Annotated in this window: 14 protein-coding genes; all 14 read right to left on the bottom strand. The window is 26.9% G+C overall.

Features of this window, described 5'->3' with window-relative positions; all coding sequences use genetic code 11:
* Nucleotides 1–5: 5 nt before the first annotated feature.
* Nucleotides 6–506 carry a peptide-methionine (S)-S-oxide reductase MsrA gene (gene msrA / locus T352_RS0100540; protein ID WP_026391296.1) on the bottom strand — a complete coding sequence of 167 codons (501 nt, stop codon included), beginning with the start codon at nt 504–506 and terminating at the stop codon, nt 6–8.
* Nucleotide 507: 1 nt separating this feature from the next.
* Nucleotides 508–1377, bottom strand: coding sequence for a DegV family protein (locus tag T352_RS0100535; protein ID WP_026391295.1), 870 nt, complete (start codon nt 1375–1377; stop codon nt 508–510).
* Between the two features lie 11 nt (nt 1378–1388).
* Nucleotides 1389–2003 (bottom strand): GDSL-type esterase/lipase family protein, encoded by a 615-nt coding sequence (locus tag T352_RS0100530; protein ID WP_026391294.1) that lies wholly within the window; start codon nt 2001–2003, stop codon nt 1389–1391.
* Between the two features lies 1 nt (nt 2004).
* A complete protein-coding gene (gene uvrB, locus T352_RS0100525) occupies nt 2005–3954 on the bottom strand; it encodes an excinuclease ABC subunit UvrB (RefSeq protein WP_162151055.1) in 1950 nt (649 codons plus the stop codon).
* Between the two features lie 302 nt (nt 3955–4256).
* Complete coding sequence (locus T352_RS0100520) at nt 4257–5561, bottom strand: site-specific integrase (RefSeq protein WP_162151054.1); 1305 nt, start codon at nt 5559–5561, stop codon at nt 4257–4259.
* Nucleotides 5562–5574: 13 nt separating this feature from the next.
* Complete coding sequence (locus T352_RS0100515; RefSeq protein WP_026391291.1) at nt 5575–6738, bottom strand: tyrosine-type recombinase/integrase; 1164 nt, start codon at nt 6736–6738, stop codon at nt 5575–5577.
* 19 nt (nt 6739–6757) lie between these two features.
* Nucleotides 6758–6940 carry a MerR family transcriptional regulator gene (locus T352_RS0100510; protein ID WP_035344857.1) on the bottom strand — a complete coding sequence of 61 codons (183 nt, stop codon included), beginning with the start codon at nt 6938–6940 and terminating at the stop codon, nt 6758–6760.
* Nucleotides 6941–6994: 54 nt separating this feature from the next.
* Nucleotides 6995–7276 carry a hypothetical protein gene (locus T352_RS07155; protein WP_162151053.1) on the bottom strand — a complete coding sequence of 94 codons (282 nt, stop codon included), beginning with the start codon at nt 7274–7276 and terminating at the stop codon, nt 6995–6997.
* Nucleotides 7277–7425: 149 nt separating this feature from the next.
* A complete protein-coding gene (locus tag T352_RS0100505) occupies nt 7426–7677 on the bottom strand; it encodes a hypothetical protein (RefSeq protein WP_162151052.1) in 252 nt (83 codons plus the stop codon).
* Nucleotides 7678–7679: 2 nt separating this feature from the next.
* Entirely contained in the window at nt 7680–8150 is a 471-nt protein-coding gene (locus tag T352_RS0100500; protein WP_162151051.1) for a hypothetical protein, read from the bottom strand.
* Nucleotides 8151–8176: 26 nt separating this feature from the next.
* Nucleotides 8177–10021: an ATP-dependent helicase gene (locus tag T352_RS0100495; RefSeq protein ID WP_026391287.1), complete on the bottom strand. Its 1845-nt coding sequence runs from the start codon at nt 10019–10021 to the stop codon at nt 8177–8179.
* On the bottom strand, nt 10014–10280 hold the full coding sequence (locus tag T352_RS0100490; RefSeq protein ID WP_026391286.1) for a hypothetical protein: 267 nt from the start codon (nt 10278–10280) through the stop codon (nt 10014–10016). Before T352_RS0100490 ends, T352_RS0100495 begins: the two co-directional genes overlap by 8 nt.
* Nucleotides 10280–11410: a replication initiation factor domain-containing protein gene (locus T352_RS0100485; RefSeq protein WP_026391285.1), complete on the bottom strand. Its 1131-nt coding sequence runs from the start codon at nt 11408–11410 to the stop codon at nt 10280–10282. The genes T352_RS0100490 and T352_RS0100485 overlap by 1 nt, the downstream gene beginning before the upstream one ends.
* A gap of 153 nt (nt 11411–11563) precedes the next feature.
* Complete coding sequence (locus T352_RS0100480) at nt 11564–13429, bottom strand: hypothetical protein (RefSeq protein ID WP_162151050.1); 1866 nt, start codon at nt 13427–13429, stop codon at nt 11564–11566.
* Nucleotides 13430–13448: the final 19 nt, after the last annotated feature.

The following is a 13448-nucleotide window of genomic DNA, read 5'->3' as shown; positions in this document are numbered from 1 at the left end:
TCCTTTTATTTTCGTTCATCTTTACTTAATAAACCTAAATCAATATGACAATATCCTTCTGGATTTTTCTTTAAATATTCTTGATGATATTCTTCTGCATTATAAAAGTTAGTTAACATTTCAACTTCCACGACTGTTTTTTTATTTTGATTTATCTTCTCATAATTAATAATAAATAACCTTGCATATTGTCTTTGTTCTAAAGTAAAACAATATATTCCAGTTCTATATTGTAATCCAACATCGTTTCCTTGTTTGTTTAAAAGATATGGATTAATTATTCTAAAATAATGTTCTAATAACTTATCAGCAGTTAAAACTTTATTATCATATTCTAAGTATATTGCTTCTGCAAAGCCATATAATCCACTACAAACTTCTTTATAAGTGGGATTTTCTTTTGTGCCATTGGCATATCCAACAATAGTTTTAGTAACACCTTTTAAATTGCTAAAATACGCTTCAACGCCCCAAAAACATCCACCTGCTAAGACTATCTTACTCATATTATCGGTTCTTAGCAATAAAGAACAATGCTAATACTCCCTGACCTGTATGGGCACCAACAACTGGACCAATTGTATTTATTGTAACTTTTGCCTCAGGGAATTTTGATAAGACTAAAGTCTTTAATTCATTAGCTGCTTCTAAGTCTGCCCCATGACCAATATAAACCATTTCTTGGTTTCCGTCATGTGTTTCAACCATCTTATCAAATAAAGCTTTAATTGCTCTATTTCTTGAAATTGCTTTATTTCTTGAAACTAATTCACCATCTACGCTACAATGAAGAATTGGTTTAATATTTAATGCTTTAGCAACAACGCTAGCAACACCACTAATTCTACCACCACGTCTTAAGTGACTAATATCATCAACTGTAAACCAGTGAGCAACTCTTGGAATAGTTTCATTAACAAAACTTACTAACTCATCAATAGTTTTACCTTTCTTCTTTTCATTTGCAGCAAGTGTGACTAAGAATCCTTCACCTAGTGATGCTGATTTACTATCAATAACTATAATTTTATTGTTAGGATATTTATCTTGTAATTCTATTGATGCAAGTCTTGCGCTATTAAATGTTCCACTTAGTTTACTTGAAAATGAAATAATTAAAACATCATTTCCTTGTTCTAAATATGGTGTTAGCGTACTAATATAATCTTCTGGAACTAACTGACTTGTTGTTGCTTGTTTGCCACCCTTTATTTCATTATAAAACTCGTTTATATCTTGCATTCTATAATCAAGATAGTTTGTATAATCTTTATTATCAATATGGTACTTTAGGGGTAAGACAACTAAATCAAGTTCTTTTGCTAAACTGTCTGGTAAGTCAGTAACTGAGTCTGTAACTAATATGTATTTTTTCATATTTTTCTCCTTTATTTTATTTGTAATTCTTTAACTTCTAAAGCTATTTTCTTACTAAAAACTTCATAACCAAGTTTAGTTAGATGTAATCCATCAGTTGTATAAGCTAATTTTAGATTATTATTTTCATCTTTCAACACTTCATTTACATCAATTAAAGTTGTGTTTTTTACTAATTCTTGGTTTATACTATCTATTATATCATTTGTTCGGTGCTTCATATATAAATTATTAGTTATTTCATGTTCTCTAAGTACTGGGCTAAGACTTAAAAGATATATTTTTGATGTTTCAAGACTACTTTCAAGTTCTTCTTTTATCTTAAGAATTCTTGAAACTATAACACTAAGACTATCTTTTGTTCTTACAATATCATTTGATCCTACTGATATTAAAACAACACTAGGCTTAATTTTTTTTATTTGTTCTAATCTATCTAAGACACCTTCTGATGTATCTCCGGCAATACCTCTATTTACAATATTTAAATTGTTAAAATATTCATTTGTCTTATAAAAGGCAATTATAGAATCACCTAAAAAGACAATACTTTGATCTTTTACTACTTCACTATCAAATAAGTCTACCTTATTTTTATAATCCGATTTCATTATTGCTTCTAACAAATCATTCACTCCTTAATTCCATTATGATATCTCTAATCTCTGCTGCTTTTTCGAAGTCTAGATTCTTAGCTGCTTCATTCATTTCTTTTTCTAATTCTTTAATTGTTTTTAGCTTAGCTTTCTTAGTTAATTTAACTTCACTATTACTATCTAATTCAATACCTTTAATCGATATATTATCTCTAATATCTTTTTTAATTGTTATTGGTTCTAAATTATTTACTCTATTATATTCAATTTGAATTTCTCTTCTTCTATTTGTTTCATTAATTGCATAAAGCATTGCTGGTGAGACTTTATCTGCATACATAATAACATGGCCATTTTGATTTCTCGCAGCACGACCAATTGTTTGAATTAAACTTCGTTCACTTCTTAAGAAACCTTGTTTATCAGCATCTAAAATAGCAACAAGCGAAACCTCAGGTAAATCAAGTCCTTCTCTAAGGAGATTAATTCCAATAATACAATCGTATTTACCAATTCTTAAATCTCTTAAAATAGCAATTCTTTCTAAGGATTTAATTTCACTATGAAGATAAGCAACTTTCAACCCTAATTGTTTAAAATAACTAGTTAATTCTTCACTCATTCTAATTGTAAGGGTAGTGACTAACACACGTTCATTATTTTCAATACGTTTTTTGATTTCAAAATATAAATCATCCATCTGATTAAGTGATGGTCTAATCTCAATTTCTGGGTCAAGTAAATAAGTAGGTCTAATAATTTGTTCAATTATTGGATAACCCTTTTCCATCTCATAGTTACCAGGTGTTGCTGATAAATAAATTACATCTTTTTTCTTAGCTTCAAACTCACTAAAATTAAGTGGGCGGTTATCAAGTGCTGAAGGAAGTCTAAAGCCATAGTTAACTAATGTTGTTTTTCTAGATCTATCTCCGGCATACATTCCACCAACTTGGGGAATTGTAACGTGAGATTCATCAATGATTAATAAAAAATCATCACCAAAGAAGTCAATTAGTGTTGCTGGAGTCTCTCCCTCCGCTCTAAGTGATAAATGTCTTGAGTAGTTTTCAACTCCACTACATGTTCCAATCTCTTCTAACATTTCAAGATCATATTTTGTTCGCATTTCAATACGTTGTGCTTCTAAGAGTTTTCCTTCTTTTTGAAAATAATCAATTCTCTCTTCTAATTCATCTTTAATTCGCTTTATTGTTTCATCAAGACGATCTTTATCAGTCAAGAAGTGACTTGCTGGATAAATTGAAATGAAATTAATCTTTTCGATTGTTTTACCTGTTAAAACATCAAATCTTGAAAGGGACTCAATTTCATCACCAAAGAAATCAATTCTAATTCCTTCACTTCTTTCATAGACAGGAATAATCTCAATAATATCCCCTCTGACTCTAAAAGTTCCCCTTTCAAAGTCAAAATCATTTCTCTTATAAATTAACTCAACAAGTTTATTAATTACATTAGCACGTCCTGGATTATCACCAGTTCTTAAAAAAAGCATTGAGTTTTTATAAATATCCGGATCCCCAATCCCATAAATACATGAAACTGAAGCAACTACAATCACATCTTCACGTTCTAAAAGTGATGAGGTTGCGCTATGTCTTAGTTCATCTATTTCATCATTAATTGAGGCATCTTTTTCAATAAAAGTATCACTTGATACTACATATGCTTCTGGTTGATAATAATCATAGTATGAAATAAAATACTCCACTCGGTTGTCCGGGAACAAGGCTTTAAGCTCTCCGTACAGTTGACCTGCAAGTGTTTTGTTAGGTGCAAGTACTAATGTTTTCTTACCCAAATTCTCTATAATATTAGCAATAGTAAAAGTCTTACCTGTTCCAGTAGCTCCTAACAATATCTGCTCAGTAAAGCCTTTATTAAAATTTTTAATTAGATTTTCTATAGCCTTTGGCTGATCGCCACTAGGCGTAAAATCTGTTACTAATTTAAACATTGAAACACTCCTAATCAATAGGTTTTTTATACTGTAATCTTTAAAATAAAGATGGATTTCCCTAACTGTTTTTGATTGAATTTAGTAGTTTTTTTGCTGTGAGACGAATTTTGGTCACATATATTTTGTAATAAAACTCTTAAACACTAGCTAAAACAGATTAAAAAACAAAGGAAAATTAAAGATAAAACGATACTATTTAACATTGTTTTATTATCAATTATTTTATCACTTTTACTCGTCAATCACAAGTGAATGACATAAGGTTTTAATAAATGAAAACAGGATATAAAATCCTGCTATCATTTCAAAAGATTTAATTCCATATTAACAATTGCATTTATTACATTTTTATCAACATGTATTTCTTCTATTTCTTTTTCATTATTATTCAATGTATATTTATCTACTATGAAATTAATATCTTTACCTACAGCTTTAATTAACTCTTTAGAATCTGTGTAATGATCAATGGATATTATTTCTGTTGCATGACCCAACATTTTAGATACTGCTTTGGGACTAAATTTGTTTTTTATTAATATCGTTGTATAACTTGCTCTCAAATCATGAAATCTAATATTAGGTAAATTACTAAGAACTAATAAATCTTTAAAATACTTATAGTGAAATGTTGAACTTCTAGGATTACCATATGTCGATGAACAAATAAAATCTCCATCATAAAAAGGATTGTGTTTATCATTAATTCTTCTGCTTCTATTTTTTTCATACTTTCTTCTTTCCTTAAGAATTTCTTCGAATAGAATGTCCGGAATTATTAATTCACGTTGACTTGAAAAAGTTTTTAATGGTATTTCTTGTTTAGTCACTTTCCCTACATTAATATTCTCGTCGTTCTTAATATCTCTACCTAATTGTCTTTGAATTTTTATTGTTCTGTTTTGATAATTTATATCTGAATATTTAAGGCCTCTTATTTCACTAATCCTTAAACCCATCAAACCAGAAAACATTATATAAAATTTAATTGGTGTTTCCATGCTGTTTTTAATCAATAATTTGATTTGATCTAATGTTAATGTTTTCGTTATATCTATATTTCTAGTTTTTACTTTTCCTTTGTTTTTATTTCCATTAGTTATAATTACATTTCTGGATATATTTATAGTTAATAGTTGATTAGAAACTGCATAATCTAAAGAAATATCTAATACTGTTTTTACCATTTTTGACATTGATTTATATTTGCCAGATGCATAATTAACAACCTTCACAATATGATTTCTTTCTATTTCTTGTAGCCTTATATTTCCAATTGTTGGACCTATATATTTTTGTACAATGTTTTTAAAGGTTATATATGTGTTGCTTGCAGTTCTTAATTTAATATCTTTTTCTAACCAATCATTTAAAAAGCTAATATATGTTAATGAATTATCTTCCAAAAAAAACCCATTATTTAAATCTGTTATAACTTTGTTTCTTGTTGCTTCAGCTTCTTTTATTGTTTTAAATCCAGACTTTTGCTTTGTTGATTGTTCGCCATTAGAATATATTAAAACAAATCTAAAACCATATTTGTTTTTAATTTTCATTATATTAAATACTTTAAAATCTATATATCTATCTTTATTGTATTCCATATAAACATTCCCCCTATATTTCGTGTAATTCATTGATAAAATCAGATATTTTTTCTTGTTCGTTAATCATATCGGTATAAATCATGAATGTTGTTCTAATTGACTCATGGCCAAGCATTGCTGAAATTGTTGAAAGATCAATTCCATTTTCTAATAGTAATGTTGCAAACATATGCCTAAGTCCATGGGGTGTTACTCTCCTAATACCATTTCTCCTGCAAGTTCTATTTAAATAACTATTAAAAGCTGAAGGAGTGCGAGGTTTACCATTTTCTTGAACTGATACATAATTATGATCAGTGAAGCTAGAACTCCTTTTAAACTCTTCTATTTCTTTCTTCCTATTTAACAATTCAGTAATAATTACATCAGGAACAAAAAGTTTCCTAATACCTTTATTAGATTTAGGGCTTCTTTCAATGTTTTTAATTTGTTTAGTTGCAAACTCACCAACAGCTAATACATGTTCATCTACTAGTTGCCTCTGGATATGTACTGTTTTTTCTTGAAAATTGAAATCTGAAAATTTCAAACCTCTAATTTCACCTTTTCTTAAACCTAAAAATAAAGCTAATAAAACTTCTAAGTACCAGTTATCTGTACTTGAAATTTTTAATAATCTTTTAGTCTCATCGTCAGTTAGTATTGTGATTGTATTTTTATCATAATGATATTTTTTAGAATTTTTAACTGGATTGTTTAATATAAACCCATCAACTTTAGCATCTTTAAAAACTTGAAATAAAATTTTTCTTGCTTCTGATGATGCTGATTTTGTTATTGGATTGATTTTATCTAATAAATTATTTATATAATTTTCTGATACTAATTTAATTTTTATGTCTGGTTGTATTGAAGGTATAATAATGTCATATATCAAATATGAAGCGACCATTGCTGTTGAAGATTTAACTCTAATTTTATAAATACTTTCAAACCAATATTTTAAATAAGATATTAAATATATTTCCGAATTAGTAGTGTGTAATATATAAGCTTTTTTATCTAATTCAAATTTTTCATTATTTTCTTCATAAGCTTTTAATGCATCTTCAAAAGACTCAAACCCACCAATTTTACCATATTTAGTTTTACCGTTAATTTGAAGTTCCTTTGTTCTGTGATACCAGGAACCTCTATATTGGAATACTCCTGTTTGTGTTTTTCTTTTATTCATTTTGACCTACTCCTTTAAATTATAGAGTGCTGATCCATTTATCAAATGATTCTTTAAATACTCTATATTGATTACCAATTTTTATAACCATGAAAGGTTTCTTATTCTTATAAACTTCTTCTAAGAATTCATAAGTTTTATTTTTTCCTAAACCAAGCATCTTCTGTATATCTTTGGCTTCATATATCTTCTTTTGTATCATTTTGTCCACCTCCGTACTTAAATAGTAACAAGTGGTCGCGACACTATTTGGCGTTCATGATTTAAAATTATAAACTAATGCTATATATTTTCTGTTTGATCCATAACTTATTGGAATAGGTGATAAGCCAATAGCGATATCATGACCATAGAAATTAAGTTTAAAGTTTTTACTTTTTATTTCATGTTCATTTCTTGTTCCAATAACAACTTCTTCGAAACCAAAAGCTATTAATTGTTTCTTAATATTTGCTGTTATAATTTTCTTTGTATCAATTAGTGTTTGCAGATACATAACAATTAATTCCTTCTTTTTAAAATTTTCAATTCTTTTCATTTCTTTTCCTCTTTTCCAGCAATATTTATATTGCTTTTTTTGTTCTCTACTTTATATTAGTAAGAAAAAGTCGATTTTACTTTTTTTATTTTTATTTTCTTTATAAAAAAAACAGGAACATGAGATTCCTGTTAAAAGCTAAGTTTGTTTCAAAGTACTTTTACTAATGCATAATTGTCGGTTTCTTTGCAATATTTCACATAGCTATTAGATTCAGTTATATATAAAGCACTTCTTATTGTAGCTATGACTCTATTAAATGTTCGCCTAGATGATTCAAAATAATCATAAAAAATATCATAATTAACTTTTTGTCCAGATTGTAACATTAAAAACACTGTCAAAGTTTTTTCATCTTTTAAAATTATTTCATCATAATGACGGCAATTTAAATCATCCATAATCAATCCCCGTTATTATATTTTTCAAAGATATCTTCAAAAGTATAATAAAATTCTTCATTTGAAAAATTTAAATTATTTGATATCTCTTTTAAGTTAATCTTTGTCTTGTGACCTTCTTCCATTTTGATATAATCTTCTATCGAGCATTTTATAAGTCTAGATGCAGATTCAAAAGACAACCTCTTTAATCTTCTGTTAGCAGCGATTACTAAGTTGGTTTTAGGTAGATCCGGATAACTTATTTGCAAAAAATACAAAAAAGATTTTTTTAATGTTGATTTATAAATAATAAAATTTCTTTCATCAAAACTAGTTAGATTATATTCGTCTATTTCAATATATCGAATTTGTTTATATCTTTTCTCAACAACGATGAAGACAGGATGTTGTTCATCTCGTTCAATCATTAAGCCAGCTAAAATACATCGTAAGTATTTTAATCGTTCATAATACTTTTTTCTTCTTATCATCTATACAAATCCCCTTAATTTTTATTTTAAAAAATTTGTACATCGAAATACATTAAATCTAAATCAATATCACTTAGGAATGATGAAGGTTTGTATCTTCGTCTTTTACCATACAACGTCCTTTGCTTAGAACTTAGCAAATAGAGTCTCTCTTTTGCTCTAGTTATAGCCACATAAAATATTCGTCTTTCTTCTTCTAAATCAATTCTGGAAGCTTTATACGATGGTAATACACCTTCATTACATCCAGCAATAATAACTACTTTAAACTCTAATCCTTTTGCTTGATGAATTGTCATCATTTTTACCGCGTCTTCTTTTTCTTCCTCCTTTTCATATAGATAAATTTGGTTTAAAAATTCAATAGTAGCATCTCTATAATCTATATTTGAATTGATGTTAGAAAACATGTTTTTAAATTCATAGACTCTTTGTAATTTCTCTTTAGCTTTCTCTTGTTTAGAAATAAAAGTTTCATATTCAATTATTTCTAATAATAAATCTACAAATTCACTTGGATCGTTTTGTGTAAATTTTAAATCTAATGATTCAATCAGATTTACAAATTTTTTCAAATCCTCATTTGAACTTTCTTCCATAACTTTATAAATCGACTTTTTTTGTTTCTCTGCCTCTAATGCAAGCCTGCTAAAAGTTATTTCTCCTATGTTTCTAGTAGGCTTATTAAATATTTCTGATAAAGATATGTCATCTTTATTTTTTAAAAAGAAATAATAATTAATTAAAGTTTTTATTTCACTATGATCAAAAAATTTATTCCTTCCTAATAAGTGATAAGGTATTTTGGCCTTTAAAAATTCTGTTTCAATTTTAGAAGATATATTATGCGATCTGAACAAGATGCAAATATCATTTTCTTTATAATCTTTTTCAAGTAACTTTAATATTAAAGTTGAAATATATTTGGCTTCATCGTAATCGCTAGCTAATTCAGAATATATAACTTGGTAGTCTCTAGCGTATTTAGTTGGATATAAATTCTTCTCAATTCTACCTACATTACTTTTAATTAAATCGTTAGCTAAATTTAGGATATGTTTGTTTGATCTGTAATTAGTTTCTAACGTAATGATTTTAGGATCTTTATTTTCAGTAAAATTATCAATATTACTTAGGTTACTTCCTCTAAATGTATAAATGCACTGATCTTGATCACCAACAAGAAATAAATTATTGTGTTTTTTTGATAAAATATCTAATATTTCATATTGAATAACATTAGTATCCTGGAACTCATCAACTAAAATATATTCTGATGTGTTTTGAATTGCTTCTGCTAATCCATCGTTTGTTTTTAATAATTTGAGAAAATAATATTGTAAATCATCTAAATCCATTTTTTGATTATTTATTAAAGTTTTTTGATATTCATAAAATATAAAATTAGTTATCATAGCTTCATTAATGTTTTCATAATTAATCTCAGTATGGTTTTTTATGTTAGAGATATATTTCATTGCCTCTCGATCTAAAATCTTAAGTTCATTATCTACTATAATTTTTTTTACTATTTTTAATTTTTCATTATCATCTATGATATTAAATCCTTTTTCATATCCAATGTATTCTGGTAATTCAACCAAATATGAGAAACAATAACTGTGAAAAGTTGAAATGGTTATTCCCTCAAAATTTTTGCCAGAATTTGATATACGATATTTCATTTCATTTGTTGCTTTATTTGTAAAGGTAAAAGCTAAAATATTATTAGGATTAACTCCCTGATTTAATAAGTGAATTATTCTATTTATTAGTACTCTTGTTTTTCCTGTTCCTGCACCAGCCAGAACTAAAGTATTTTTAGAATTGTCTGTGACTGCTACATATTGCTTATTGTTTAATTTATCCATCAAAAGCACCTCTTTTATCTGTATTATTTATTAAATCTAATATCAGATCTAAAACAGCTTTTTCAGTATATTCTATTGACCCATTAAATGAATTATACAAATGTTCTAGTATAAAGTCTATATTGTTTATATATTTCTTTATGCTTTCAACATATTCAGGGTTGTCTACTACATAACTCGTAATAATTTTGTGCAACTGAGGCACTTGATAGTTTTTTAAACTATCAAAACCTAACCTCGTATTTAAATGTTTTATCATTAAAATGGCAACTCCTTTATTTCTATAAATTTTTCTAATTCTTTTATTTTGTTGTTTAACTCAACTAAATTTGTTTTCTTCAGTGAAGATTCACTCAAAAATTGATTTATTTTTTTAAGCCTATTATTGTTCAAATCTTCCATTAATGATATGCCGTTTTCTACAATTTCAATTAATGTTGAATTTAGATCAAAATTGCTATGAGTATATATACTTAGGAAGAAAAAGGCGGCATGTGGACTAGCCCATTTATAATATGATTCATATGAGCTTTTTCTTATTTTATATTTAACTATTTTCGCCTTTTTCACTTCACCTAAAAACGATAACCATCGCTCATCTGTATCAGCTTTGTAAATATTAGATTTACTGAAATTGTTGTCTTCTTTTATATCTAACATTTCATACAGTAAACCTAATACATATTCTTTATATTTAGATGAACCACCTTTTAAAATATTCATACATACGTTATAAGACTTTTCTTTGTAATATCTCATCTCAAATCTTGTCCAATACGTTTCCGGAACAGCTATTCCTTGTGATAGTTGTTCTCTTTTTTTATCATAAATAACCAACATTTGAGTTGATATTCTACTTCCGAATTGCAGAGTCATTCCTTTTTTGGAATTGTAAAGAGTATAATCTTTATCTCTAAAATTAGTAGTATAGAACCCCTTATCTAATTTGGCCTTTATTTCATCAATAGTTAAATGACTTCCATCATAATCATCAATAGCTATATCAAATCTTGAGGGTGATGCATTTAATCTAACTAAAAAGAATTCAAAGAAATCAATCCATGTTTTATCGGGATTGTTATTTTCAAACTCTCTACATCCAGATCCTTTAAGTTCTATAGAGCAGGACTTATATCCAGATTTCAATCTTGGACCATTCATTCTTAATACAATATCTGATCCAATTAAGTATTGATACTCAAATCTATTTTGTGCATATTCTTCTTTTGTTATGTTAGATTTGTCGTATCCTAAAAATTTACTAATTATTTCTATTACATCCTCAATAACTTTAAGTTCATAATCATTTTCGTGTACTATTAGAGGAAATGTAGCTGAGAAATAATCAATCACAATATGTACACCTGTTTTAATATCTAAATTAGTCATTATACCTTCTACTTTCATTTTCAATTAAGTACTTAGATAATGATTAAACATTACGTTTGACGTCAGTTTAGTATGCGATAACGTGGCTATTAGTATAGCCACGTTCCGCAACGGATACTAAACTTTGGAAATCAAACTGGATATGTTTATAATTCATATTGTAATAAAGTCATCATCATCATTAGTACCTCTGTTATTTTTCTTTTCAGTTTCTTCATTCTTTATTCCATTAATTTTGTTATAAAATCTGGAATTACATTTTGTTAATTCTTCGATTGATGGGGTTATGCTAGTAAACTTATCTAAATCTTTAAACTTAGTATTTTTCTTTTGTTCATAAGCATGAGATAAAAATGTTGAATCATATAGCTGCTGATCATCTAACTTTAAATCACATAAGTTAATATTGATTGCAACACTTTTTCCTTTGCCGCCATCTTCCTCTGATAAAATACTGGTTATTCTAAAGTACCAGTATTTATCAAAGAAATTTTTAATCTTATTTAATTGAAACTGTAACGATCGTAGAATCCCATAGACTAATGTATAATCATTTCTTTTATATTTTGATAAGGATTTTCTTTTTGTGTTTTTATTAATCGTTTTTCTCTTTGTTTCATATTTGAATATTAATCTTGATACTAATTTATCCATCAAAATAAATGGATAATAATATAAATATAATAGAACTGGATATTTCTTTTTTCGTGATTTAACAGTTAAAAAGTATTCGGAGTTTCCTCTAATACGTAATGGTACCTGGTCTTTTAACTGATAATCACAAAAGATTTTGGCAGTTCTTTTTAAATCGTGTGATACCGTTGAGAAAAATGTTGCTGCACCATCTGCACCAACAATTTTCATATCATCATGAGAATTGTATTCTTTATCTAGTTCTGAAATCGAAATTATTGTATATTCTTCTAAAGCATAAATATCTGACTTTATATTTTTACGCATAAAATTAAAATCAAAAATTTTTGAGTACTCATCAAAGTAAGGACTATAGATTGCAAAGTTAGAAATTAAATAACTCGATCTGTTCAGTAAAAAATTGTAAATATCAATATATTCTTGATGCTCTTGATCAATATCTTTAGTTCTAATATTAGCAAAATTTAAATATGGATGTTTAGCTTGATATTCATGCATCATTAATTCCAATTCATCAATAAAATTCTCTTCACTAGCTAAGGATAAAGATACGTTAAGTAATGTTTTCCCCACACCAGGAGCACCATTTATAAATGTTGTTTGAGTAAGTCTATCTTTAGCAAATATTTTTAATCTTTCATGATTCTTTTTTAGTTTGTAATTAGCTCTGTTAAATGCTCTAATGAATATTATAAAAATTAGTATAACAATAATTGTTCCTTTAGACAGTGATTCGATATAAGGTAATAAGAATATTAAGATTGCCTTAGCTATATCCATTATTGCTATATATGTTTCAAATCTAAACACAGCAGAAATATATGTAACTAAAAATATTATTATTTCTACTAAAACTTGATATACGACACCTTTAGAAAACAGAACGATTAAAAAAATTAATAAAATCTTTCTTTTACGTTCATTAAGCCATTTAACTATTTTCTTATAAATGTTTTTTAAGATTGATTTTACTTTAGATAAAAACTTTTGAAACTTTATCCATAACAAAGAACTCTTAGAATACTTAATATTTAAATTAGTAGCATTAAAAGTTTCGTTAAAGAAGATCATTAATAAAAACAGAATATTAACACCTATATTTAAGAAGTAATTTAAAAAATTAAAGAATAGAGTAATGAAGTTTAATAGTAGCGTTAAAAGTGCTTCTTTTATCTGTTCTTTATCACTTAACACTTCTTGGATATTATCGATGCTATCTGAAATACTATCTGAAAAATCTTCGAATATTTTAGTGTTTTTATCCACATATAATTGGAAGAAATTTTTCAATTCTTTGAAATCAAAAATTTCTAAGAATCTATCGGTGGCTTCTTTAAATACATTGAGATTGAATATTAAAAGCATAGTACATAGCACTACGAAT

Source organism: Haploplasma modicum ATCC 29102 (assembly GCF_000687835.1).
Classification (GTDB): domain Bacteria; phylum Bacillota_I; class Bacilli_A; order Acholeplasmatales; family Acholeplasmataceae; genus Haploplasma; species Haploplasma modicum.
The sequence above is the reverse complement of the archived record's forward strand: the minus strand, read 5'-3'. Positions and strand labels throughout refer to the sequence as shown.

What these genes read in the sequence shown, in the direction of transcription:
- msrA (WP_026391296.1), bottom strand. Translation starts at nt 506, where the DNA reads ATGAGTAAGATAGTCTTAGCAGGTGGATGTTTTTGGGGCGTTGAAGCG.
- T352_RS0100535 (WP_026391295.1), bottom strand. Translation starts at nt 1,377, where the DNA reads ATGAAAAAATACATATTAGTTACAGACTCAGTTACTGACTTACCAGAC.
- uvrB (WP_162151055.1), bottom strand. Translation starts at nt 3,954, where the DNA reads ATGTTTAAATTAGTAACAGATTTTACGCCTAGTGGCGATCAGCCAAAG.
- T352_RS0100520 (WP_162151054.1), bottom strand. Translation starts at nt 5,561, where the DNA reads ATGGAATACAATAAAGATAGATATATAGATTTTAAAGTATTTAATATA.
- T352_RS0100515 (WP_026391291.1), bottom strand. Translation starts at nt 6,738, where the DNA reads ATGAATAAAAGAAAAACACAAACAGGAGTATTCCAATATAGAGGTTCC.
- T352_RS0100510 (WP_035344857.1), bottom strand. Translation starts at nt 6,940, where the DNA reads ATGATACAAAAGAAGATATATGAAGCCAAAGATATACAGAAGATGCTT.
- T352_RS07155 (WP_162151053.1), bottom strand. Translation starts at nt 7,276, where the DNA reads ATGAAAAGAATTGAAAATTTTAAAAAGAAGGAATTAATTGTTATGTAT.
- T352_RS0100505 (WP_162151052.1), bottom strand. Translation starts at nt 7,677, where the DNA reads ATGGATGATTTAAATTGCCGTCATTATGATGAAATAATTTTAAAAGAT.
- T352_RS0100500 (WP_162151051.1), bottom strand. Translation starts at nt 8,150, where the DNA reads ATGATAAGAAGAAAAAAGTATTATGAACGATTAAAATACTTACGATGT.
- T352_RS0100495 (WP_026391287.1), bottom strand. Translation starts at nt 10,021, where the DNA reads ATGGATAAATTAAACAATAAGCAATATGTAGCAGTCACAGACAATTCT.
- T352_RS0100490 (WP_026391286.1), bottom strand. Translation starts at nt 10,280, where the DNA reads ATGATAAAACATTTAAATACGAGGTTAGGTTTTGATAGTTTAAAAAAC.
- T352_RS0100485 (WP_026391285.1), bottom strand. Translation starts at nt 11,410, where the DNA reads ATGACTAATTTAGATATTAAAACAGGTGTACATATTGTGATTGATTAT.
- T352_RS0100480 (WP_162151050.1), bottom strand. Translation starts at nt 13,429, where the DNA reads ATGCTTTTAATATTCAATCTCAATGTATTTAAAGAAGCCACCGATAGA.